Annotated in this window: 19 protein-coding genes and 3 tRNA genes; 8 read left to right on the top strand and 14 right to left on the bottom strand. The window is 43.1% G+C overall.

Annotated features, from left to right (window positions below):
* Nucleotides 1–36: 36 nt before the first annotated feature.
* The 10 genes from BLR84_RS16185 to BLR84_RS16140 form a co-directional block, all read right to left on the bottom strand.
* Nucleotides 37–501, bottom strand: a complete 465-nt coding sequence (locus BLR84_RS16185) for a phosphatidylglycerophosphatase A family protein (RefSeq protein WP_176852086.1) — start codon at nucleotides 499–501, stop codon at nucleotides 37–39.
* A 189-nt stretch (nucleotides 502–690) separates the two neighbouring features.
* Nucleotides 691–1,512 carry a TerC family protein gene (locus BLR84_RS16180; protein WP_090470152.1) on the bottom strand — a complete coding sequence of 274 codons (822 nt, stop codon included), beginning with the start codon at nucleotides 1,510–1,512 and terminating at the stop codon, nucleotides 691–693.
* Between the two features lie 35 nt (nucleotides 1,513–1,547).
* A complete protein-coding gene (locus BLR84_RS16175) occupies nucleotides 1,548–2,510 on the bottom strand; it encodes a hypothetical protein (RefSeq protein ID WP_090470149.1) in 963 nt (320 codons plus the stop codon).
* A 149-nt stretch (nucleotides 2,511–2,659) separates the two neighbouring features.
* A complete protein-coding gene (locus BLR84_RS16170) occupies nucleotides 2,660–3,808 on the bottom strand; it encodes a toxic anion resistance protein (RefSeq protein WP_090470144.1) in 1,149 nt (382 codons plus the stop codon).
* 94 nt (nucleotides 3,809–3,902) lie between these two features.
* Nucleotides 3,903–4,517 (bottom strand): TerD family protein, encoded by a 615-nt coding sequence (locus BLR84_RS16165; RefSeq protein WP_090470141.1) that lies wholly within the window; start codon nucleotides 4,515–4,517, stop codon nucleotides 3,903–3,905.
* A 6-nt stretch (nucleotides 4,518–4,523) separates the two neighbouring features.
* Entirely contained in the window at nucleotides 4,524–5,078 is a 555-nt protein-coding gene (locus BLR84_RS16160; protein ID WP_090470138.1) for a TerD family protein, read from the bottom strand.
* Nucleotides 5,068–5,913, bottom strand: a complete 846-nt coding sequence (locus tag BLR84_RS16155) for a phosphoribosyltransferase family protein (RefSeq protein WP_090470135.1) — start codon at nucleotides 5,911–5,913, stop codon at nucleotides 5,068–5,070. The genes BLR84_RS16160 and BLR84_RS16155 overlap by 11 nt, the downstream gene beginning before the upstream one ends.
* Before the next feature lie 144 nt (nucleotides 5,914–6,057).
* The gene (locus tag BLR84_RS16150) at nucleotides 6,058–6,765 is read right to left on the bottom strand and encodes an HAD family hydrolase (protein ID WP_090470132.1); all 708 of its coding nucleotides are present in this window, start codon (nucleotides 6,763–6,765) and stop codon (nucleotides 6,058–6,060) included.
* Nucleotides 6,766–6,950: 185 nt separating this feature from the next.
* Complete coding sequence (locus BLR84_RS16145) at nucleotides 6,951–7,619, bottom strand: TerD family protein (protein ID WP_090470129.1); 669 nt, start codon at nucleotides 7,617–7,619, stop codon at nucleotides 6,951–6,953.
* 100 nt (nucleotides 7,620–7,719) lie between these two features.
* Complete coding sequence (locus BLR84_RS16140) at nucleotides 7,720–8,295, bottom strand: TerD family protein (RefSeq protein ID WP_090470126.1); 576 nt, start codon at nucleotides 8,293–8,295, stop codon at nucleotides 7,720–7,722.
* Nucleotides 8,296–8,599: 304 nt separating this feature from the next.
* Here BLR84_RS16140 and BLR84_RS16135 point away from each other — a divergent pair, with 304 nt between their 5' ends.
* The 3 genes from BLR84_RS16135 to BLR84_RS16125 all read left to right on the top strand — a co-directional run bounded on the left by BLR84_RS16135 (nucleotide 8,600) and on the right by BLR84_RS16125 (nucleotide 11,859).
* Nucleotides 8,600–9,454, top strand: coding sequence for a helix-turn-helix domain-containing protein (locus BLR84_RS16135; protein WP_090470123.1), 855 nt, complete (start codon nucleotides 8,600–8,602; stop codon nucleotides 9,452–9,454).
* Nucleotides 9,455–9,530: 76 nt separating this feature from the next.
* Nucleotides 9,531–10,223, top strand: coding sequence for a ferredoxin reductase domain-containing protein (locus tag BLR84_RS16130; protein ID WP_090470120.1), 693 nt, complete (start codon nucleotides 9,531–9,533; stop codon nucleotides 10,221–10,223).
* Between the two features lie 76 nt (nucleotides 10,224–10,299).
* A complete protein-coding gene (locus BLR84_RS16125; protein WP_090470116.1) occupies nucleotides 10,300–11,859 on the top strand; it encodes a DHA2 family efflux MFS transporter permease subunit in 1,560 nt (519 codons plus the stop codon).
* 209 nt (nucleotides 11,860–12,068) lie between these two features.
* Here the strand turns inward: BLR84_RS16125 and BLR84_RS29715 are convergent, their stop codons facing one another.
* Nucleotides 12,069–12,251 carry a hypothetical protein gene (locus BLR84_RS29715; protein WP_143013922.1) on the bottom strand — a complete coding sequence of 61 codons (183 nt, stop codon included), beginning with the start codon at nucleotides 12,249–12,251 and terminating at the stop codon, nucleotides 12,069–12,071.
* Nucleotides 12,252–12,781: 530 nt separating this feature from the next.
* On the opposite strand from BLR84_RS29715, the gene BLR84_RS16115 reads away from it, so the two are divergent.
* The 4 genes from BLR84_RS16115 (at nucleotide 12,782) to BLR84_RS16105 (ending at nucleotide 14,755) form a co-directional block, all read left to right on the top strand.
* Nucleotides 12,782–12,855, top strand: a tRNA-Pro gene (locus BLR84_RS16115).
* A gap of 11 nt (nucleotides 12,856–12,866) precedes the next feature.
* Nucleotides 12,867–12,939 (top strand) — tRNA-Ile (locus BLR84_RS16110).
* Between the two features lie 211 nt (nucleotides 12,940–13,150).
* A tRNA-Cys gene (locus BLR84_RS30080) sits at nucleotides 13,151–13,237 on the top strand.
* Between the two features lie 528 nt (nucleotides 13,238–13,765).
* Nucleotides 13,766–14,755, top strand: a complete 990-nt coding sequence (locus tag BLR84_RS16105) for a hypothetical protein (RefSeq protein ID WP_090470111.1) — start codon at nucleotides 13,766–13,768, stop codon at nucleotides 14,753–14,755.
* A 55-nt stretch (nucleotides 14,756–14,810) separates the two neighbouring features.
* On the opposite strand, the gene BLR84_RS16100 is transcribed toward BLR84_RS16105, so the two are convergent.
* The 3 genes from BLR84_RS16100 to BLR84_RS16090 all read right to left on the bottom strand — a co-directional run bounded on the left by BLR84_RS16100 (nucleotide 14,811) and on the right by BLR84_RS16090 (nucleotide 20,033).
* A complete protein-coding gene (locus BLR84_RS16100; protein ID WP_090470108.1) occupies nucleotides 14,811–16,415 on the bottom strand; it encodes a glycoside hydrolase family 99 protein in 1,605 nt (534 codons plus the stop codon).
* A 284-nt stretch (nucleotides 16,416–16,699) separates the two neighbouring features.
* Complete coding sequence (locus BLR84_RS16095; protein WP_090470105.1) at nucleotides 16,700–18,502, bottom strand: cytochrome-c peroxidase; 1,803 nt, start codon at nucleotides 18,500–18,502, stop codon at nucleotides 16,700–16,702.
* 127 nt (nucleotides 18,503–18,629) lie between these two features.
* Complete coding sequence (locus BLR84_RS16090) at nucleotides 18,630–20,033, bottom strand: alkaline phosphatase family protein (protein ID WP_255366962.1); 1,404 nt, start codon at nucleotides 20,031–20,033, stop codon at nucleotides 18,630–18,632.
* Between the two features lie 608 nt (nucleotides 20,034–20,641).
* Between BLR84_RS16090 and BLR84_RS16085 the strand changes: the two genes are divergently transcribed.
* The gene (locus BLR84_RS16085; RefSeq protein ID WP_090470103.1) at nucleotides 20,642–23,779 is read left to right on the top strand and encodes a SusC/RagA family TonB-linked outer membrane protein; all 3,138 of its coding nucleotides are present in this window, start codon (nucleotides 20,642–20,644) and stop codon (nucleotides 23,777–23,779) included.
* Nucleotide 23,780 lies beyond the last annotated feature (1 nt).

Here is a 23,780-nt window from a genome sequence, read left to right as displayed (position 1 = left end):
AAATTCGGGATGACTTCCTGATTTTGTATCTATTTTTTATGCTCCAAATTTCAGCCAAAGCAGGTAACCAACCCACACCAGTATATTGGAATAAACACCTGCCAACACATCGTCCATCATTACACCCGTGCCGCTGGGGAGGGCTTCCATTTTACGGATACCTAAAGGTTTTACAATATCAAAAAAGCGGAACAGGATAAGTCCGCCGATCAGGGTATAAATATTCATGGGCACAAATACCACCGCTATCAGCATACCGGCAACCTCATCGATAACCACCCGCGAGCTGTCTTCACCCCAATCGGGCTCCACCTTGTTACTTACGTATACACCCAACAGGGTTATTACAATGGTAATCACAAACAAGTACCAGGGGTTTTGCAATGCCGGGCTTTGCCATAACAACCAAATAAACCCGCAGGTTACTATAGCCGCATAGGTACCACCGCCCTTTAAAAACCCGATGCCAAATATGGAAGCTATTATTTTATTAAAATTCATTTGTTCAATAGTTCATTAGTTATTGGAGCCTATTCGGCTCCCCTCTTGAGAGGGGAGCCGAATAGGTAGTGCGGTTGCAGGGGTGTGTTATTAGCCTTCATAAACACACCCCTCCGCCCCTCTCAAGAGGGAACTCACACAAGCCCAACCTGGACAAAATATTTTCGCCTCACTGCAAACTGCCAACTTCTATTGCTTATCCAGTACATCTTCCGCTGCTTCGGCTACTTCCGGTTCGATGGTGTGCCTTTTGGGAAAGTTGAATAACAGTGATGTTAATACCGGGATGATAAATACCCCCACGGTAAACACCGAGGTGAAAATATCAGCTTTTTCGCTTTCCATAAACTTAGAGAAAGACGACGTTTCATTAAAGTGTACAAACAATGATGCGGAGAGTTTAATACCCAACACACCGATCACGATAAAAGCTACGGTCTCTAAAAAGGTAAATTTCTCCATCAGCTTCACAAAAGCCTGGGCCACAAAACGCATAGCCAGGATACCGATGAATACACCAATATATATCAACACTACGTGATCTGTAAAGGCCACCGCAGCAAATACGTTATCAATAGAAAAGGCCAGGTCCATCAGCTCAACCAAAGCCACAGTTGCCCAGAATACACCAAATACGCCCACGGTTGAACGGTATAGCCAGTTCTTGCTTTTATCCACCTCTTCTTCTCCGCCATCGCTATTGGCAGCCTGGATTTTACCTTTAAAATAATCAAAGCTCAGATACAAAAGATATAAACCGCCAATAGGCTTTAACCACCAGATTTTTACCAGCCAGGCTGCCAAAAACAAACATACCCCGCGCAATATATAGGCGCCTAGTATCCCGTACCTCAATGCTTTTTTACGTTGGGTTGGGGGCAGATCCAAAACCATAGTGGCCAGCACCGCGGCATTATCAACAGAGAGCAAGCTCTCAATAACAATCAGGTTTAAAATGATGAGCAAACCGGCTTTAATATCGGGGCCCAGGATGGTGTGTAAGAAATCCATATAACAGGTAAGGAATTAATTTCGGGTTAAATAAACTAAATTAAATCGGTATTCAACATGCTTTTTAAAATATTGGCCTGTACATCAATATTGCTGATGTTTTCCATAAAGCTCATATCCGATATCTTTTTATAATTGTCGGCCAGCAGGTTTTTGATCTCGAGGGGCATGGCCGCTTTCATAGCGGAGGCATTACCTTCCAGCTTGTCGTTCTTGTCCCGCAGCTCGTGTATCAGTTTTTCCTTTTTCGACATATTGTTCGTCATGTCGATACCGGCTAACTTCGCGATATCCAAAAACACGAACAGATTGTCGGACAGCGAATAGATAAAGTACCGGTCGTCTTCAACAAACTTGTAAACTTCCGCCACCTGCGTGCCTGCCTTTAATCCGCAGTAAAACTCGGTTTTAAATTCATATTTGCACAAAACGCCCATCAGTTTACGCTGAATGGTGGCATACTCATCGGTGTAAACGTCTTTATCATTATAGGCAGTTATCTCCTGCAATAACTCGGGTGCAATGGGATAAAAAAAATCAGCAGCAAACCGGGAGCTAAACGCGTTGATATTTTTAGACAGCGGGTTATCTGTTGAATTATCCGACAACACCTGGAATAACTTCCGCAATGACAGATTGACCTTCAGCGCCTGTCGTTGTTTTTCGAGATTGAAATTAGCCAGGGTATAGTAAGGATCGTTCAACCGGTCAATCATTTCCTTGTTGATCTGGATCTCATCGAAAAGCAGGCTCACGTTGGTTTCGTTGTTCTTTTTGATCTTGCGGAGCAGATCGATCAAGCTTTGGGTAAATTGCAGGTGAAACAGATCGAGCTTGTTGATATCCAGCTCGGGGTTGGTTTCAAAAAGCTTGTGGATCACCTGGCTGCGCAGGTATATTTTATAAATAATGTCATCACCGAAAAAAACAGAGAGCAATTGCAGCTTACTGAGCATCCGGTTTGACTGATTTAAAATATTTAACCTGCTTTCATCCATCAATTTGGCGACCTCAAATTTTGATTAAATGCAAATTTACGAAAATAACCCCACCCAAACCCTCCCCAAAGGGGAGGACTTAAAAAATCATGGGTAAGCATATAAATTTACAGAAAGTCTCCCTCTTTGGGGGAGATTTAGAGGGGGTATTACCCGTTGGTAACCGTTTTTTTCAGTTCCACTTCCAGGTTTTGCAGTTCGGTGTTGAGGGTTTTGCGGTTGGCAGTACCTTCTTCGTGAATGCGTTTAACCTCGGTAAGTGTTTCAATAAGCGACGCGGTTGTTTTTTTCAAAGTATCCAGCGATACTACGGTTTTCTCGTTTTCCTTAGCTACGTCGATACTGTTTTGTTTCAACAGCTCGGCATTCTTTTGCAAAATGGTGTTGGTGGTGTCCGAGATCTTTTTCTGCATCTCCACGTTTTCCTTTTGACGGTTCAAAGCCACAGCAATGGTCAACTGGTTTTTCCAAACCGGGATGGTGGTGGATACAATAGACTGTGCTTTTTCGGCAATGGTGGTATTGTTGCTTTGCACCACACGTATTTGCGCCAGCGATTGCAGCATAATGAAACGCACCACTTTCAAATCGGCCAGGCGCTTGTCTAAACGATTCACAAAATCGCGCATATCGGCGATTTCATAATCATTATAGGCCGATGGATTGGCATCCATTTGGGCCAGCTGCTCGCTCAGTTCGTTGTATTTTAACTGGCCGGATATGATCAGCTCTTCCATCTGATGGATGTAACCCACGTTGCTATCAAACATGGTTTGCAGCGAGCTGTTGTCCTTTAATGAATTAACACGACCGGCCTTGATCTTGTTGGTGATCTTATCGATATTGTTAATAACCGTATCATATTTCTGGAAAAGCTTTTTGGCATCAACCACCAGCTTTTTCATAAAAGGGATGTGCGATATAAAGGAAGTGAACGCGTTCTGATTCAACTCATCCACATCAATATAATTCAGTTCGGTAAGCAGCTCATTGATGAGGCCGCCAACCTCGCCCGAGTTGTAGGTACGTACCGAAGTCAGGAAAGTATTGCTATACTTTTCCATAGAGTTTTGCACCTCCGTACCGTAATTGAGGATGGAGTTTACATCTTTTGGATCGAGAGCCTTGGCTACTTCGCCATATTTTTGTACCTCGGCCTGGCTAATATTGGCTAAATCAACATTACCTTCCTTATCCAGCAATTTTGCCGGTGTATTGGTATTTGTAGCCGGAGCCGGATTAATATCTAAATTAACCGGGGTTATATTCAGTTCGTTATTTCCTGGTGTGCCTTCCATTGTATTGAGTTTTAATGTTTTTTTCGGGATCGTGGTTCGTGTTGCGAGGTTCGTATTAAATAGTACGCGAACCACGATCCACAAACCTCGCTACCTATAAATAATTTTGTGCCATAGTTTTAACCGACTCTTCCAGTTTCCTGTCGCGGGTTGGTTCACCAATGGCGTTGAATTTCCATTCGCCGTTCTTTTTGTAAAATACGCCCATCGCCATAGATACGTGACCAGCAAAATCCTTGCTGTGCGCGATATCATAAGTGGCAAATACTTCATTTACCCGGGTTGGGGTGCCTTCATAAATGCGGATAGATGCAAACGGAATGGTACCAAAATCCTGCCCGCGGAAGCTATTGAGGATAAAACCCACATAGCTTACAGACGCACTCAGGCCAGACAGGTCAACGGTGATCACCTCATTGTCCAGGCCGTCGTTGCCAGATAAGTCACCAGTTAAATCGTCGCCGCTGTGTTTTACTGCGCCATCCTTTGATTTCAGGTGACCGAAGTAAACCACATCTATCAGCTGTTTATTATCATCATATAAGGCGCAGCTGGCGTCAAGGTCAACTGCTTCTTTGGTGGTACCAAAACCAAACAGGCCTTTCTTTTCAATAGCGCCCCAGTTAATGCCTACACAAATCGTTTGCAATTTGCTGCCGTTACTTTTTTCCAGACTTATCCTTTGTCCTTTTTGAAGATTGATAGCCATAATTTATTATTGGTATTTGGTTAAATAATCCTGTAAACCGCCTTTCATGCCAACTCCTACAGCTTCAAACTTCCAGTTGTTATCTTTTTTGTAGATCCGACCGAATTCAACAGCAGTTTCTATCGAAAAATCCTCTTCCAACTCGTATTTCAAAATATCGGCTCCTGTGGCAGTGTCAAATATCCGGATGAAAGAATTACGTACCTGGCCAAAGTTCTGTTTGCGGGCTTCGGCTTCGTGAATGGTTACCACAATGCATATTTCAGATACTTTGGAATCGGCTTTCGACAGGTCGACTTTGATCTGCTCATCGTCGCCATCACCGGCACCGGTCAGGTTATCACCGGTATGTTCCACCGAACCATCAGGTGATTTCAGGTTGTTATAAAAAACAAAATATTCGTCGGCTATAATTTTCTTGTTATCGCCTAATATAAAAACAGAAGCGTCCAAATCAAACGCGCTTCCTGTTGAAGAACTGTTGGTATCCCATCCCAGGCCAATGGTAAACTGGGGGGCATTAATGCTTTCCCGCTGACCTTTTTGCAAGTTAATTGCCATGTTGAATTAATTTATGATTGTTTAAAAATAGGTTTTCTTTTATAAAGTTCAGGTTAAGTTCATAGGCCTCGATTGTATGGTAGCCATTACCCAATGCCATATCATAAAGCAAGTTTATAAAATCAAATGTTTGATCCTGAATAAAAATACAAAAACTCTCAAAATCGTAATTTAAAATATACTTTACGATCCGGGTGTTGATGCAAAAATTATTGCTTTTGACGATGCCATCCAGATCAAAAATATTTTTTACCTGGTGATAATTTAAATGGTTCTCGATATTGGGGTGGATGTTTTTATTCACCAGCTCGGCAAAGTACAGCATGAAGATATCATTGCTGAGGCCATACTCGCCCACCATTTTCATGATCATGCGCTCGTGGCTGCCGGTTATTTTAATATCATCCAAAAATATCAGCGTTTTGTCCTGCAAAAAATCCTTATCGATATGAAACGAATCATTCCCGATCAGGTTCATCCTTTGCTCGGCATCCAGTTCGCCGTAATCCTCTTTATAGGTGATGGTGCGGTGCACTTTGGTTTCCTGTACTACGGGATAACTGTGCCGGGCCAGCCAGCGGTTAAGCCGGGCCACAAACCAGTTTTTCATGGCGAAGGTAGCCGTTGGGATAAACGAGTACGGGCTTGATATCACCACAACTTGCTGTTTGATGGGATTTTCGGCCAGGTAATCCCTGATAAAACCATCGGCCAGGTGGGCACCAAAATATTTAGCCACGGCATCATCGCCAAACTTAAAACGACTGTAATCATCCGGGTTAAACCCAAATGCCTGCGCATTGTTGATATGATGTAATGAATAGGTAGTGTTCATTCGTCAATTATTGAATTAATGATTTTTTTGGAGCAAGGAGAAAGGATATTTGGATTAAGGATTTTTTTATCCTTTGTTCCTATAAAATCATTGTTCCAAATATCCTTTCCCCTTGCTCTCAAAATCTTTGTTCCAAAAATCCTTTTATCTATAATAATTTAATAATGAAGAAATGGATGTGTTGTTTGAATTGACAAGCAAACTTTTTATGCCTGCCGCCGTAGCACCTTCAATATCGGCCTTAGGGTTATCGCCAATGTGAATGATGCCTGCTAAAGTTATATTTTTTTCTTTACTGATCTGTTTAATATTTTGCAGCATCAAATTAAAAAACTCCAGGTTGGGTTTCGACATCCCTACCTCGTCTGAGTACAGCTGAAAATCAAAGTATTTATCCATCTTTAATTTTGCCAGTACCTTTTTTAATGTTGCTCCTTTTATAAAACCGGTGTTGCTTAGCAAGCTAAACCTGGCACCGCTTTTTTGTTTTAGATTGTCCAGCACCTCAATTGTTACAGGCTCATAAACCGTGGGCAGGTAGTTAAACACCAATGCCTCCATATCGGCATAAAGTTGAGCAGTATCAATCTCATTCAAATTCAACTGGTTATCATTGATCAGGCTGATCACCATCAGGAACATCTCTTCGGCATCGATGTTTTTGCCGGTACGTTCGTTAACGGCGTTGCACATCAGGTCGACCGTGCGAAATGCTTTGGCCACCTCATCGATACTTTTGCCAGATGGGTTATAATCGTGGTGAAATATTTTTGCACGTTCGGTTTTATAATCAGGATTGGAACGGATCAGTGTAAGCCAAAGATCAAAGGAATAGTGCTGGTAATAAGGCATAGGTTTTTGGGGGAAAGATGCAAGAGATTAGAGTCAAGAATCAAGATGGGAAAAATAAAAAATAATTTGTCATCCTGAGCGATAGCGAAGGATCTATGGGTAAGCTATACTTGTTGACGAATAGATGCTTCATTACATTCAGCATGACAAATGAGGTCTTGATTCTTGACTCTTGTTTCTTGATTCTAATATTGTTTAAGTATTTCTAAAAAATTATCTGTGGTATGTGGTTCGCCAATGGCACGGAATTTCCAGGTGCCGTCTTTGCGGTAAACTTCGGCAAAGGTCATGGAGCACATGCCGTTGTAGGTGGAATCACCAGAGAGACTGAATTTGGCTATCTCCTTGCCGTGATTATCCACCGCGCGGATAAAAGCATTATCAACCATGCCAAAATGCTGGTTGTTTTTGCGCCCCTGATATATAGCCACAATAAAAAGAATACGGTCGAATTTTGGGTCGAGCGAATCCAGCTTTACGATGATCTGCTCATCGTCGCCATCACCCGCGCCTGTACGGTTATCGCCGGTAAGCCAGATATGACCCGACGGGTGCCTCATGGAATTAAAGTAGATCACATCGCCTTCATATAAGCTTACTTTATTACCATTTGGCTTCTCAAAGGTACGGCCCCTGTTAGCCACCAACCCGTTTTTATCCAGCAGGAAAGCAATGGCATCCAGGTCGTACTCAGCCTCTTCACCGCCACCAAATAGCTTGCCCAAAAAGCCGCCACCGCCGCTTTGTTTTACATCCCAGCCTAAGCCAATAGTAACCGACGACAGATCAAAACTCTCGCCTTTATCATTTTTACGCAGGTCAATAGTTTGACCTTTTACTAAATTAATTGCCATAGTTGATAGTTTATTAACCTCCTCTAAATCTCCTCCAAAGGAGGACACTTCAAAAAAACATTTTCAAAGCTCTCTCCTTTGGAGAGGGTTGGGTGAGGTCTTATTTAATGATCTGTCCTTTAAAATATTTACTTAAAAAGAAGGCCAGATCTTCTTTATAGCCCACACCCGATGCTTCGAATTTCCAGGCACCGCCACGGCGGTATAACCTGCCAAACTCGATGGCCGTTTCGATGGAAAAATCTTCGCCCAGTTCATATTTACATACTTCGCTGCCGGTAAGGTCGTCAATAATACGGATGTAGGAATCGCGAACCTGGCCAAAGTTTTGCCTGCGGGGCTGCGCCTCGTGTATAGTCACCACAAATAATATCTCTTGTATTTTGGGGTCTACTTTAGTCAGATCCACGTTGATCGATTCGTCATCACCACCATCGCTGTTTCCTCCAGATGGATCATCGCCGGTATGGTGAACAGCCGAATCGGGCGAATCTACATTGTTATAAAAAACAAAAAATTCATCCTGCGGAACAAACCTGTTCTCATCGATCATAATTGCCGATACATCCAAGTCAAAGTCGTAGCCTGTGCCTTCGTTCGGGTTCCAGCCCAAACCAACTGTCATTTTTGATAAACCGAGATCTATTTTTTGTCCCTTTTGTAAGTTGATAGCCATGTTAAAAGTATTTTATTAAAAACTTAAGCATCCCTATAATACTGCAGGAGCTAAGTTTGTTTTGTTCGTGAATTGATATTTTAAATATTAGTCTAAGATATACGCTTTTTTAATCCGTGCATCCAAAACAACATAACAATTATGTTAGGATCACATCCATGGATTGTGACTAAGGGAAATGCGGAATGTTACAGGAAGGAGCCGATTTGGGTGATATGTTTCAGGTTATACGTTTCCCTATTTTTTGACATACAACGTATAACCTAAAACGTACAACCCTAATTCAAATGATTACTTTTGAATAATGAACAACATCCCGATTCATTTATTAAAGGACAGAACCGACTTTGGCATTCACCTGAAGCATTTTAAAAAGGGCGATCCTGTGGAGATGGACCCGCGCGTGCTGGAGGCGCACCGGGATGATCATTATATTTTCTTTCTGATAGAGGAGGGTTCCGGCTCTTTGATGATCGATTTCAACGAAGTTCAGTTATCGGGAGGTATGCTTTATTATATTCTGCCAACCCAGGTACATCAACGCATCCGTAACGAACATACAGATGGCTGGTTTATTGGGGTTGATACCTCACTGATACCACCTGCATGCAGAAATGTATTTGAAGGGCAGCTGTTTCTTCAGCAACCTTATGTTCTCCATGAGATCCAGCTGAGGCAATACCAAAGCCTGCTGCTGTTGCTCCACGAAAAATATGACGAGGATGATACCAATCCCTTTTACGCAACAACTATCCATGCCTTATTAAAATCTTTTTTAACTATTGCAGCAGGTTGCTATAACGGACATTCCGGTACAAATTTGAAAGTATCCCGCCCGACTCAACTCACCAGCCAGTTCAAAAATCTGCTGGTAACCGAGTTACGGTCAAATAAAAGTCCGGCAGATTATGCCTCCATGCTCAATGTTTCTGAAGCCTACCTGAGTGAAGCGTTGAAAAAGATCACCGGGTTCCCGGTAAGTTACTGGATACAGCAGGAGGTAACTATGGAAGCCAAACGCTTGTTATACTATAGCCAGCTCACGGTTAAAGAGATCGCCCACACTTTGGGCTATACCGACCACTCTTATTTCTCCCGGCTATTTCGTAAAGTAACGGGCACTTCAGCAATCGCTTTTCGGCAACAATACCGTAAATAGTCCTATCATTACACCAAAGCCGCCATTTATTTACACTTAAAAAGCCAGTTTCTTTGTACCATCAAAAAAATGTTACATGGAAACATCTATTTTACAACAAATCAAAAATAAAGCGGGAAGACTCATCGGGCAGCAATTGATCCAGGCCGGGCGGGTGCTGGAAGTGCGCGTTTGGGATTCCGCTACCATCATAGAGATCGACCTGCATTTACCCCTTGTGGATATGCGGCAATGGACAGAAGTACCCTACATCAAATTCAGGGTGGGTGATTCGTGCTTCCGCGATTATACGCCATTTGGCTGGGATGCCGATACGGCCACCTGCTCGTTGCTCATCGATATAGCACACGATGGCTGCGGGAGCCGCTGGGCAAAGCAGCTTTCTGCCGGCGATACGGTTCAATACATCAAGACAAGGACTACTCATCAGGCACCCCATCCTACCAACCTGGTGGTGGGCCTGGGCGATGCCAGTAGCCTGGGGCACCTGTTGGCTTTAAAACAGCTCACTTTGCCCGGTATCCGCTTTGACGGCGCCGTATTATTGGACAACCCACGGACCGGGCAATTGGTTAAGGATTATTTCTATTCACCGCTAAACACGTTAACCAGCCCATATGAACTGACTGACTGGCTAAAGGAACAGGGCTATTGCACGCCGCACACCTCGTTCTACCTCACAGGGAATCGCAGGCTGGTTGTTGAACTGCGTACCTTATTAAGAAACCTGGGCCATTCCAACATCCAGGCAAAGGGATTTTGGTCATGAATTGTCCAATTATGGCAATTCCATTCGATTACATGACTAAACTCCTATTTTATTTAAAATCATATACATCTCCTTTATGGAAACTGGATTCAGAAAATGGATCATCGTTATCACCATCATCACTTCAACTATTATTGAACTGATTGATACCACCATCGTTAACGTATCCATCAACACCATGAGTGGTAACCTGGGCGCTTCGCTGGAAGATACCGCCTGGGTGATCACTTCCTATGCTATTGCCAACGTGATCATTATCCCCATGACCAGCTTTTTAGCCGAAAAGATTGGCAGGAAGCAATATTATATTGGCTCCATCTTATTATTTACACTGGCATCGGCTATGTGCGGGTTCTCCAATAATTTATGGGAACTGGTGGCCTTTCGTTTTCTGCAGGGTATCGGCGGCGGCGCCTTGCTATCCACCTCGCAATCTATCCTTTTTGAAACCTTTCCTGCTAAAGAACGGGCAACCGCCAGCGGTATATTCAGCCTGGGTATCATTATCGGCCCGTCCATCGGTCCGGTAATGGGAGGCTATATTGTGGATAATTTATCGTGGCAATGGATCTTTTATGTCAATATTCCTATCGGCATTTTCGCGGCACTGCTGTCATACATCTACCTCAAGCCTACCAAAAAATCAGCGGATGGGCGAAGCATCGACTGGCTCGGTATCTTCCTGCTCACCGTAGGCGTGGGTGCATTACAGGTAGTTTTGGAGCGCGGCCAAACTGACGATTGGTTCTCCGCAACTTACATCCTGGTGCTTACCATCATATCGGTGCTATCATTAGCTATCCTTATCTGGTGGGAGCTGCGGATCCCCTTCCCGGTAATCAACCTGCGGGTGTTAAAAAGCACCACCTTATCCATTTCGGCTATCATGACCTTTGTTTTGGGCTTTGGATTGTTCAGCAATGTGTTTGTTTTTCCGCTGTTTTCGCAGCGGATCATCGGTTACTCCGCTTTTCAAACCGGCACCATGCTGTTGCCCGGAACTTTAATGGCCGCCATGATCTCGCCTTTTTTGGGTAAGATGCTGCAAAGCGGTCTGCGGCCGCAATACCTCATCATTTTGGGATTTGGCTTGTCGGCAGCGTTTGGGTATATCATGTCGGGATCAAACCTGGCAACCGGAAGCGCTTACTTTTTCATTCCTTTGATCTTCCGGGGACTTAGCGCAGCATTATTGATTGTCCCATTAACAGCGCTGGCCGTATCAGAATTAAAACCGGCAGAGATACCGCAGGGCGCAGCCCTCAACAACATGATGCGGCAGATGGGCGGCTCATTTGGCATAGCTTTAATTAACACCTACATCGCGCACCGGGAAGCGGCCAACCGCACTGCCTTAATTACGCATGTTACTGCTTCGGACCCGCAAACCATCATGCGGCAGCAATCCCTCATCCATAATTTTATGGTGCATGGCTCCAACTACCTGCGTGCTTTGCAGCAATCCATCGGCGCGCTGGAAAACATAGTAGTAAGGCAAACTTTTTTGCTGAGTTATATGGACGCTTTTTTACTATTGGCTATTTTAAATGCCTGCTGTATCCCTTTAGTGATCATCACCATTAAAAAAAGGAAGGAAGTGAAAGCTGTAAAGGTAACTATACCCGATGCGCATTAAAGACGGCACGAATTAGGGTTATGTTACCGCAGCACTAATTTATAATGCAAAATAATGCCGTTGGTGTGGGCACGACCGGCATTAATGCTTCCATAAGCAGACAGCGAATACGCATCAAATACATGGGACTTTTCAGCTGGCAAAGGCCGACGAAGCAAACCAGATACCAGCACGTACCTGCACACGAAATACTTTATAAACGCGGGCCTTTAAAAACAGGCTGGCCCGTGGCTGCTGCCAAACGGAAATTTGTTAGTTCTTCCATGTGTATAATGATCACATACTTTATGATCGCGATACATTTTAGGATTGTTGGGGTGATTGGCGAGCAATTCTGGGTGAGTAGCTTCAGTCTTATCAGGCTGAGGAACTATCGTAGCTTTTTTCTTCATGACGAATCCTCCTGAAATTAAGGTTTTAGAGCAATTGGTTATATAAATTTAAGCATAAAACTTACTCATTGCAAGGGTTTTATAAAGAAAATATTATTTTATTTATGAAAGGAATAAAAATACTTGCGGTGCTTTCGGATTTACCCGAGACCCTGAGAAGGCAAAAATTTGTCATCCTGAGGAACGAAAGATCTTCTTCAATATGTCCTATAGTATAACAGATGCCTCAACCGTTCAGTATGACAAAGGGAACTTGTACAATTATAGAAGATCCTTCGCTATGCTCAGGATGACAGCTTTATAGGTTTGCCAGAGCTGCAAGAATCGTTAGGCAGAATATTTTTTTTCAGAAATTTCTTGATTTATAAAATAATTGTGTATCATTGTGCCATGAAAACAACAACAATACTATGCTGTATACCGCAACCGATTTATCGGAGGGGATAGCTATGTATTGAGTAAAATATAATCAAATGCGCAAATCCTCTTAGACAAATCTAAGGGGATTTTTTGTTTTAGGGAGAAATTTCAGGGTAGTATATCAATTGGTCAGATTACTCCGTTTGGAGCGGAGAGGCTCCTGGTTCGAGTCCGGGTTACCCTACTGATTATAAAGGAAATATAGCTCAATGGTTAGAGCAGCACCCTTATACGGTGTTGGCTAAAGGTTCAAGTCCTTTTATTTCCACGGGTTTATTTTCCTATGGTGCAAGGGCAGCACATCAGATTCTGGATCTGAAAGTCGTGGTTCCAACGCACGTAGGAAAACAGTTTATTCAAAAACAACAGATGTGGCTTTTTGCCTTGATCTGTTACTGCTTAACCGGCCAGTGCCGGGTAGGGTGAAGCGCGCGATAAAATACAGAAATTTCTGTAAAAAGAATAAATAACAAAAATAAAATGGCCGGTTGCCCGAGTGGTTCAAGGGAGTCCTCTGCAAAAGGAATGTCCGCAAGTTCGAACTATCTCTTGAGCGGGCATTGCCAGGACCAAGCGGGCGAAAAATCTTGTACCGGCCTCATTTTTTAATTATTTTGTCATGCGGAGCGAAGCATCTGTTATACTATAGGACATATTGAAGAAGATCCTTCGTTCCTCAGGATGACAAAGGAATTATCTAGAGCTTAAAACTTCGGACTTAAATGCGTATATTTGTACATATCAACGGCCCGGATTTTCTTTAAAAAGAAAATCCGGGCTGTTCTGTTAAGGAGAAATACAGTCCCAAACCGCACCATTTTCCATTCAATATATTGATAACCAAATAACTAATACTTTTTAAACCTATCAAAACCGTGTTAAAATTTGTTAAAAAGTGTTAAAATCGATGGTTTTGAATGAGTTTTGAACAGTTTTTCGCTCGTTTTCAGTCGTTTTTGAGGCAAAAAGTGTTAAAATAAAACTTTAAAAAGTTTTCGGATACGGATTTTAGCATTTGAAATACCCTCGCCGGATATTTGGCAATCTGCCCGCAAATCATTAAAATAGTACCTCCTAATTAATTAACATTAACGATGAAATTCAAACCATCCTTATCGCAGGTGCTCGGCCTTTTGCTGATTACGGTTACCCTGCAAAGCTGCGAACCTACCCAACCCGGCAACTGGAAAAATGAACAGATCAGCAGTCCGGATAAATTTCACCAGCTTAACGCCGAGCTTCTTAAACAGCTGAAAGTGAACAATGAAAAAGACCTGGAAAACATCATGTCGAGGGATTTTATTGATACCCGTGGCAAAAACAGGCAAATAGAACTGGTAAGCAACCGCGTAAAAACAACCGACTACACCCTGTTTGATGAATATTATGTGGTAAACCGCTATATAAGTGGCGATACCATCAGCTCTGGCATTAAAGGCCCTACCGGTTATTCATTAACCTACCAGGGCGCTACACATGAAATGTATCTGGCCTTTTTTGTACCTAAAAATAAGTCGACAGCCAACCAGGATATGATCACGGCGGTTTACTGCAAATATGATTATGGCTGGAAACTGAGTCAGCTGGATGTGAGCCGTTATAAAGTTAATGGCAAAACAGCCCCTGAACTGCATGATCAGGCCCAGCAGTGCTATAACAAAGGTTTTTTAATAGATGCCTTAAATATATCTTCATCGGCCATAGACTGCTCGCGCCCCAGCGATCTGTGGAAATACAACAGCGAAGAGGATATGAGCAGCTTTTACAATAAGGTTTTAAAGGAAGCCTATGGCCTATATAGATTCCCGCTGGCTATTAAGCAGGTACCAAGCCATCCGTATATCATCCGGATATTTAACCAGACCACGCCCGAGGGTGTTTTTCCGATGATCTACTATATATCATCTATCAAAGTACAAGATACCACGGCTATCAAACAGGAAAATGAGAACATCAAAAAAGTGATCAACCAAACCCTACCCGGTATTGACCAGGACAAAAAATACGTACTATACTCGGCTTTTAATAAATTACCATCGGGCATGAAAGTTGATCATTTTGATATGACCGCGAAACTGAAGTAGAAGTAAATCAAAACAATATACCGGACAATAATTTGCCCGGTATATTGATAAAAACTTAATTAACCGTCCACTGGCTGCTTTCAGCAGTAGCGCCGATAGCGGTACACTGGGCAAACCCGCTTTGATTTTCGAGGTTCAGGTAAGTGTTCTGCCATTCGTTACGGAGGCGTTTATAACCATTGTAATCTTCCAGCACCCAGTAGCTGCTGTAAAAACTATCCGGAACGGCGGTGCTTTCGGCATAGCTGTACAGGTGTTCGATATTGAGGTAATGACCGGTACTTACATTTTTGATGCGGGTATGGCCGTTAACCTGCTCCAATGTCCATTTGCCATTGGCCACGGTGCTTGACGAACTGTATTTTGCCTGCCCGTTATCTTCATACAGATAGGTATTCAACCATTTGTTTTTGATACTTACGCCCGTAGTTACAGGCGGAGTAGTACCGCCGCTGATGGTGTTCATTAAATTTTCGGCATTAGCTGGCTGCACATTGGCAAAATAAGTAAACACCTGGTTAAGCTGATTTTGCACGCTGGTGTTGCCCTTGTATTGTTTACGGTATTGATATAAGCGATAGATCTGCTCCAACTCATGCTGATGATAAGGCACACCCAATTTTTGCTGCATGGTGGTTAAAAAGCCATAGCCAAACTCAACAGTTGGCTCGATCATGGTGCCTTCGCCATAATCATTCCAGGTGGCAAACTGAACAATACCCACACTTGATGCCAGGGCTTTATCCAGCATGGTACCAAAAGTTGAAGTGCCGTTATAGGCGATTTGCCAGGTTGGCCCGCTAGCCCCACCGGCCGCGTAAAAGGAGTTGAAACCCGGGTATACTACTCCTACCGAGATGGGGAAACTGGATGCCTGCGCGTAATAATTATTCACCACGGTTGGGTGATCCTGGTATATCCAGGGGAACTCGCCACCTGCGTTGTTAGCACCAACCTGGCTGGTAAAGCCATACAAGGGGATAACTTTGGGTTTGGGGTTTAGTCCGGCCAGAATCTGATCCCATTCGCTGGATGAATGGAAAGTTATCGGGCCAAAATTGAGCACTACCGGCACATTGTTTACTTTGAGATAGTTGCCCTGGTTAAAGTAGTTGCTTTGCATGTAGGTAAAATCGCCATGAGCGCCACTGGTTTGGCCGGCATCCCAGTTGCGGTCTTCCTCCACAATAGAAAATTGCAGACCCACCGCGTTTAGTTTGGCAATAAGGGCATTGGAGTTATTGAGGTTGTCGGGATAATCATAAAGTACACGGGTACCGGGCCAATCTATAGTAACCCCATCAACACCGGAGTATTTCATCAACAGGAGCTGATACTCAATAATATCGGCATCGCCCGAGGCATAGGGCCCGGTTTGCGGGTAATAATAAGCGGCAATTTGCCGGCGACCGTTGGTAATGATGTCTGGATTTTGGGTGTTCATTTTCCAGTGATACCCCCAGGCGCCTTTTGATTCGGGCGTTTCAAACCAGGGCATCCAGTGTATAAAGATCTTTTTGGAGGTGGATTTGCCTACCGGAACGGCGGCAAGCGTTTTGTTGTTGATGGAATTTGGCTCGTCGGGCCGGTTTTCCGATGAGTTTTTCTTACAGCCAAAACATAGCATGGCCATAAGCATACAGATACTGAGCTTTTTCATAAGGTAATTGGTTTTTAATTGGTTACAGCTGCCGGGCTTAGGGTGGCCCGGTATTAATACAAAGGAGAGAAGTATATAGCGTAATATGCAGCAAAAGCCAGGCTGTCTTATGAAAATATAAATCAACAGCTCGTTGACAATACTATTAATCAGCTAATTATCAATAACATACGCAAACACCAAACACATATGAATACATGAAAAATATAAACTATCTGAGATTTCAAAAACACCTAAACACATACATATAATTAATTATATGATGTTCCAGGGGCTGTGCAATATCACCGGCTATCCAAGCTTTTAATAAACGCGATGATATCTTTGCTTTCTTTGGCGCTAAGGTTGAGTTTATCAAAGGGCAGGGTTTGATTATCGATTTTTATACCCAAACCGGTACCGCCGCCCTTGTTGTAAAAATCCATCACCTGGTCAAGTGTTTTGTACACCCCATTATGCATATATGGGGCTGTGCGCGAGGCATTGCGTACCGTGGTTACTTTAAAAGCGTGCTTAAATGATGGCGTTTGTACTATATTAAACCGGCCCAGGTCGTCATCAATCGTGTGCGAGGTTACCGATTGAGGAACACCAATCACCTCGCTTTCCATTTTCATGAAACGTGGCGGAAGGTTGCCGTTAAACAAAGGCATATAGTGACAAGTACCGCACTTGGCCTTACCCATAAACAGGTTAAAGCCATGCAGCTCATCTTTGGTCATAGCGGTATTATCACCACGCATATAAGCATCAAAGCGACTGTTCAGTGCAGTAAGGCTACGCACATAGGAGCCAATGGCGTTCATCACCTCAAGCGTGTCAATCGTTGTACGTTTTTTTGAAGGATAAGCACTGGCGAATTTTTCGCGATAGATTTTATTTTGCCACAACCGTTTGGCAGCCCTGGCCATTGAGCCATGCATTTCATCAGGATTTTGCACAACGTTACTCACCTGGTCTTCCAGCGTTGTCGCCCGCAGATCGTAAAACTGTGATGGCTGAAGGCCCGCGTTTAATAGGGTTGGTGTGTTTCTTTTTAGCGGTTGTTTACCGCCGATCACGGTGTTCTTGATCAATCCGTCGGTAAAAGCTTTTTGGGGTTGATGACAGGAGCGGCAGCTTCTTGTTCCGGTACCAGATAATACCGGATCAGAAAACAGCATTTTGCCCAGCATTACTTTTTGCGGGGTTGATACCGCATCGGCATTGGGCGCGTAGGCGTTTACGTCAAAAGCATTGGTATCAAACAAAGTTTTGGCATCCTGGCGCAGTAAACGGTTGTACCTGATTACATGGATCTTTAGGTGCTGCTCTAAATCTGAAATACTCCGGCTGATAGGATTACCATACCGTGTTATAAATTCTGCCCGGTTAAAATTATCGAAACCTGTGTGCGTTTCCAGATAGGCAACAGCAGCCGAAATTTGCGATGTCAACTTTTTAGAAGCTTCATCATTACCAGCATAAAACTTCAATACGCTTTTAAGACTTTCCAGGCTTGTAGCGCTTTCGGTCATACTTTTCTGCGTTAGCGGATCATCAAACCCGGCTATGCTCAGCGTTAATATCCTGAACACTTCGAGCCGGGCGGCATCAAACACCTGCCCGTCCAGAATATCAATATTACCGAAATAAGTTTTGTATTTATTGCATCCATATTGCAGCGTTTTAAGCTGCTTTACCAGATCCTTTTGTTTGCTGGCATCATACCTGGGGAACAGGTAGCCTTCCATCATCTGCAACCCGGCAGGTTCAAATACCTGTCCGCTGCCCATTTCCACTTCTGGTACGGGCGCTCCGTTTACCGACCTGGTGGTGGCAGCGTCAAAATACTCTGCGGCCCATTCTATTTTTTTATACCGGAGCCGCGCCTGCAAAAACAATTGCTGCAATTGCTTTTCGTTGGACGAATTACTTTCGGCAGCCACCTGGAATCTATCTTTCAAAAATCCTGAAAAATCATCTACCTGTGCCAATAATACCTGTGCTATCGCTTTACCCGGGGTTGGTTTCTCCTCTCCGCTTGAAAAAAACGCATAACTTATTACAGCGATCAGTACTACCCCTATAAAAACAACTTTCTTCATGTACGATAATGGCTATGCCTGTAAACTGTCTTCAAAACTCAAAACCGGATAAAAAAGTACAGGGGCAGTTCTATCGAACTGTCCCCTGATTTAATATTATTTATAGATCGCGGTACCTATCCTGATATTAAAACTCAAACGCGTTAAGCATTGGATTTGCGTTTTTGTCCCGGTCGGTCAATGGCTGTAAGCTCCATCTTTTTTCAATAAACGATAGGATACTGATAGTTTCATATTGTGTGTGATCTACATATCCTTTTTTAGCAAATGGCGAAATGATCAACGCCGGCACACGTGTACCAGGTCCCCATTTTTTATCAATTACCGGCGGGGCCACATGATCCCAAAAACCACCATTTTCATCATAAGTAATTATAATTACTGCGTCTTTTCCATTGGGGCCATTTAGCACATCGTTGATCAATTCAACAGTATGGCTTTCGCCATTCTGTACGTCGGAATAACCCGGATGCTCGTTATTGATACCTAATGGTTTTACAAACGAAACACTTGGCAGAGTACCATTTTTAGCGGCATCAATAAAAGCGGTTTCGTCTTTTAGGTGATCCTTTTTAGCCTGTGTACCATCGGCATATTTGGCAAAATATGCAAATGGCTGATGGTGAAACTGGAAGGTAGCATCAGGCTTACCAGCCAGGGCATTATCCCAGCCACCTGAATACCATGCCCATGAAATATTTTTATCACTTAACCTGTCGCCAATGGTAGGCATAGTTTGATTAGGAACCAATGTGGCAGCACTGGCGCTGGCCGGATGTGGGGCATTTACCGTATAACTGGTATTTACCACATACCCATCAGGTGTAACCGCACCATCGGTAATTACATTACCAGAGCCGTCCAATTTAGCAACCATGCTGGCCGGTGCATTTGGGAACACAGGGCTTGCGGCAGCAATAAGCCACTGGTGGTTCAGGAACGAGCCTCCGAACGCGCTGTGAAAAAAGTTATCGCACAGGGTATATTTTTGAGCCATACCCAACAAAGGCAATAAACTGGTTTTATAATAACCCATTGCCAAACCGGCGGTTGTATTATATAGGGCAAATTTGTCCATTTTACCACCGTCTATCTGCATTTGCTCCTGGTAATAACGGTGCAATACATCTGGTGTTTCCTGATCAGATGGGATATATTGGTCAATATTAAAATAGGTATTAGGCAAATTAGTTGGGAAAGCGCTGGTGCCGGATATAGGAGGCAAATAAGTATAAGCGTTTCCGTTGGCATCAACCTGGGTAACATTAGCAGTTGCTGCTGCCGATAATCCATTGGCACCAGAGAATTGACCGTACAGGTTATCAAAGCTATGGTTCTCCAGATAAATGACCACTACGTGACCTACCTTATCGATAGCAGGAGTGGGATTGTTTTTGTTTTTGCAGCTGATAAAGGCCGCACTTATAGCCACAATGCCAATGGCCGGAACTAATAATGCACCTATTTTTAAGTAGCGCGAGTTGCTTTTCATGATGGAGATAACGGGTTTTAAATTTGTTAAATTTCCCATCGCAAAAGACAACTTTAGCATCAATTGAACATTAGTTTAAAATAATCATTGTGTTAAGATAAAATACTCCTCAGCGATGTTTTATAACCGTAAAAGATTAATCTGAGCAATAAACAAATACTTCCCCAAAGTGTAAATTCTTAAATTATGGGTTTAATAGCTGATTTATTACTTCTTGTTAAGAAACTCCACTAAAAGTTACTGATCGCCCAGCAAGTACTTTGCTAATTGTACAGATATTAATGGTTCTGTTAATTAAACTTAACACCATCTATTAAGATCAGTAACACGCATTAAATCAGCACATAATAAAACTGATCATCAATTATTGCAAATAATTACAATCGATTGCGATAAAATTTGAATCAAGCTCCATATTAATCAATTATTTATCTTTTATTAATCATCCGCTCTTGCTTTGTATGCAATTATAAACCAGTTGCATACCACTCTTGCCAACCCACCGGCAATGAGTTAGTGTACCAGATTAACCGATATAACCATGAATCACTATCAATCGTACCCGCCGTAGGTGTGCTACCGCATTACACCTACTACCTTAACCAGGTAACCCAATAATTTAAACTTAATCATTAACGAGAAACAGTATGAAAAAACTTAAATACTCACTTATAATATTTTTTCTTTTCCCGCTTAGTTTGTTAGCCCAGCAAATTCCAATCAGCGGAAAAGTAATTGACTTAACCGATGGGTCGGCACTTCCGGGGGTAAGTGTAAAAATTAAAGGAACAACCATAGGCGCCATTACCGATATAGCCGGGAAATTCCAACTGAATGTTGCCAATACCGATGCCATTTTACAGCTATCTTTTCTGGGTTATGTAACACAGGAATTGGCAGTTAAAGACATCAAAGGTGGTACTATAGCCTTAAAAACCACCAACAAAAGTCTGGATGAGGTGGTAGTTGTAGGTTACGGTGTACAAAAAAGAGCCACCATAACCGGCTCCATAGCAACGCTGCAAAGCAAGGAGATCGTTACGACCAAAAACGAGAGCGTGATCAATATGCTAACCGGTAAGATCCCCGGTGTACGCATTCTTCAAACAACCGCCGAGCCTGGTTCTTATGCCAACGTTTTAAATATCAGGGGTTATCAAACCGCGCCATTAATTGTAATTGATGGTATCATTGGCGGCGACCAATCGACCATAGGCAGAATGGACCCCAATGAAATTGAAAGCATCTCTGTATTGAAAGATGCTGCTGCGTCGATATACGGTATGCGCGCCGCAGGGGGCGCCATTTTGATCACCACCAAAAAGGGCTCGAAAAATGGGAAGATCAGCATTAATTACTCGGTTAATGATGCGGTACAAACATTCCTGGGTATGCCTGAAGGAGTTGGCGCGGTTGATTATATGATGCTGACCAATGAAAAAGTTAAACGCGATTTCGCCAATAACTTTGTATCCAATATTACCCCGCAGTTTTCCTATGCCGATATGAAACCCTGGCTTGACGGCACCCGCAAATCGGCAGACTGGGTAGCCCTGGCTTTCAAGAAAACCGCCAACCAGATACAGCATAACTTAAACATTGACGGAGGCAGCGACAAGATCAGCTATTTCTTCAACTTTGGTTATCAAAAACAGGACGGTGTTTTTAAAAGCGGCGATCTGAATTACAATAAATATAACTTCCGCTCAAACGTTACAGCCAGCATCAGCAAAGGGTTAAAAGCACAAATCTTAACATCGGCTTGGATGGATGAAAAAAATCAGCCTTTAACCGATGAATGGACCGTTTATAAGTATACCTGGAACGAGAAACCTATTGACCAGATTTACGCCAATGATAACCCATTATACCCCAACCTGATACCTGGTGGCGACAACGTGAACCCGGCTATTGCTACCGATGCCAGTAAAGTGGGATCAAAAAGGTTCAGGAATAAAAACATCACCAGCCAATTAAACCTGACCTATGACATTCCGGGTGTAGAGGGATTGAGCGCTAAAGCATTATTCAATATTGATTACGGCACTGCTGATAATAATCAAATTAAAAGATCATACTATTTGTATACGTACAGCGCAGCTGATGATTCATATATACCAAGTTTAACCAATTCGCCCGCGGGCATAACACGGTCTTATTATACTCATTTTAACACCCTGAGCCAGGTAACACTAAATTATTCACATACATTTCTGGAAAACCATCATGTAACCGCCATGGCTACTTATGAACAAAGCCATGAAACCGCGGATAACTTTAACGCTTACAGAGATGTGGAGATACCAGTTGACTATTTATTTGGTGGCTTGCAAAACTCCAACATGTCTGGCGGTATGGATGCCGGAGCGTTACAGGATCGCGCGCATAAGAGTATTATAGGCCGGTTTAACTATGATTACAAAGGTAAGTACCTGGCCGAGTTTAGTTTTCGCCGGGATGGTAATAACCTGTATCAACCAGGGCCAGACCAATGGGGCTTCTTTCCGGGCGGATCAGTAGGCTGGGTGTTAACCAAGGAAAGTTTTTTCCGTAACCTGATACCTGAAAATATCCTGACCAATTTAAAGATCAGGGCTTCTTATGGCCAAACCGGCGACGAGGCCAATGCGCCTCCATTCAACTATGTTAACGGATATACCTACCCGGTAAATAAATATATTTTCGGAGCCGGCTCTGTTAACGGATCGGCACCTAAATTGGGTAACCCCGGTTTAACCTGGTCAGTAAATACCATCAAAAACATTGCGATGGATTTTAGTCTGTTTGGTGGCAAAATAGATGGTACTATTGAAGTTTTCAGAAACGACAGAACGGGCTTGCCAGCTCAACCTTCTGTAGCTTTACCGGGTACTGTAGGTGCCGATGTACCGCAGATCAACTATAACAGCGACCGTGTGCAGGGGCTTGACTTTAATCTCGCATACCGCACCACATTTGGCAAGCTTGGTTTAAACCTCGCCGGTAATATTAGTAGCACCCGCTTAAAAGCATTGAATGTGCTTCGTGGTAAATCTGGTAATGAGTATTTGAACTGGAAAGAAAACCAGACAAACAGGTATCAGAATGTTTGGTGGGGGCCTGAATATGCCGGGCAGTTCACCAGTTACAATCAGATATACAATTATGGTGTAAACACCGGCGGAGGTAATAACAACGTTATTCCGGGTGACTATTATTATAAAGACTGGAACAATGATGGGGTGATAGACGATAAAGACAACCATCCTATTGCTACTTCAGATATCCCTTTGTATAACTATGGCCTTACTATAGGCTTAAGTTATAAAGGCTTTGATATGAATATGGTTTTACAAGGTGCGGCAGGCGTTTACGTACAATACGGAGAACAGTTTGCATCGCCGCTGATGTATAACCGAAGCGCGCTGACCCGCTTCCTGGACAGCTGGCACACCGCTGACCCTTATGCTAACGTTTTTGACCCCAACACGGTATGGGTTCCTGGATTTTACCCTGCCATGGGTTCGCCTGATGCACAGGGCACTAAGGCCATACAAAGCGCCAGTTATCTGCGTGTAAAATCACTGGAGTTTGGATATTCATTATCGCCAAATGCCCTGAAAGTTATAGGCATAAAAAAATTAAGGGTTTATGTAAACAGCTACAATCTGTTAACATTTACCGGATTGAAGAATTACGACCCTGAACACCAGGGCCCTAGCCCCAGGAATGGAAATGACGGCATTTCCGGATACACCTATCCAATAAACAGGACTTTTAATCTGGGAGCCAACGTTTCCTTTTAAA

This window comes from Mucilaginibacter sp. OK268 (assembly GCF_900103125.1).
Lineage (GTDB): Bacteria > Bacteroidota > Bacteroidia > Sphingobacteriales > Sphingobacteriaceae > Mucilaginibacter.
Note: the sequence above shows the minus strand (reverse complement) of the source record. Positions and strands in the feature narration are given on the sequence as shown.

Bases quoted from the DNA above. Each gene is read 5' to 3' on its own strand.
- BLR84_RS16185 (WP_176852086.1), bottom strand. From the start codon at position 501: ATGAATTTTAATAAAATAATAGCTTCCATATTTGGCATCGGGTTTTTA.
- BLR84_RS16180 (WP_090470152.1), bottom strand. From the start codon at position 1,512: ATGGATTTCTTACACACCATCCTGGGCCCCGATATTAAAGCCGGTTTG.
- BLR84_RS16175 (WP_090470149.1), bottom strand. From the start codon at position 2,510: ATGGATGAAAGCAGGTTAAATATTTTAAATCAGTCAAACCGGATGCTC.
- BLR84_RS16170 (WP_090470144.1), bottom strand. From the start codon at position 3,808: ATGGAAGGCACACCAGGAAATAACGAACTGAATATAACCCCGGTTAAT.
- BLR84_RS16165 (WP_090470141.1), bottom strand. From the start codon at position 4,517: ATGGCTATCAATCTTCAAAAAGGACAAAGGATAAGTCTGGAAAAAAGT.
- BLR84_RS16160 (WP_090470138.1), bottom strand. From the start codon at position 5,078: ATGGCAATTAACTTGCAAAAAGGTCAGCGGGAAAGCATTAATGCCCCC.
- BLR84_RS16155 (WP_090470135.1), bottom strand. From the start codon at position 5,913: ATGAACACTACCTATTCATTACATCATATCAACAATGCGCAGGCATTT.
- BLR84_RS16150 (WP_090470132.1), bottom strand. From the start codon at position 6,765: ATGCCTTATTACCAGCACTATTCCTTTGATCTTTGGCTTACACTGATC.
- BLR84_RS16145 (WP_090470129.1), bottom strand. From the start codon at position 7,619: ATGGCAATTAATTTAGTAAAAGGTCAAACTATTGACCTGCGTAAAAAT.
- BLR84_RS16140 (WP_090470126.1), bottom strand. From the start codon at position 8,295: ATGGCTATCAACTTACAAAAGGGACAAAAAATAGATCTCGGTTTATCA.
- BLR84_RS16135 (WP_090470123.1), top strand. From the start codon at position 8,600: ATGAACAACATCCCGATTCATTTATTAAAGGACAGAACCGACTTTGGC.
- BLR84_RS16130 (WP_090470120.1), top strand. From the start codon at position 9,531: ATGGAAACATCTATTTTACAACAAATCAAAAATAAAGCGGGAAGACTC.
- BLR84_RS16125 (WP_090470116.1), top strand. From the start codon at position 10,300: ATGGAAACTGGATTCAGAAAATGGATCATCGTTATCACCATCATCACT.
- BLR84_RS29715 (WP_143013922.1), bottom strand. From the start codon at position 12,251: ATGAAGAAAAAAGCTACGATAGTTCCTCAGCCTGATAAGACTGAAGCT.
- BLR84_RS16105 (WP_090470111.1), top strand. From the start codon at position 13,766: ATGAAATTCAAACCATCCTTATCGCAGGTGCTCGGCCTTTTGCTGATT.
- BLR84_RS16100 (WP_090470108.1), bottom strand. From the start codon at position 16,415: ATGAAAAAGCTCAGTATCTGTATGCTTATGGCCATGCTATGTTTTGGC.
- BLR84_RS16095 (WP_090470105.1), bottom strand. From the start codon at position 18,502: ATGAAGAAAGTTGTTTTTATAGGGGTAGTACTGATCGCTGTAATAAGT.
- BLR84_RS16090 (WP_255366962.1), bottom strand. From the start codon at position 20,033: ATGGGAAATTTAACAAATTTAAAACCCGTTATCTCCATCATGAAAAGC.
- BLR84_RS16085 (WP_090470103.1), top strand. From the start codon at position 20,642: ATGAAAAAACTTAAATACTCACTTATAATATTTTTTCTTTTCCCGCTT.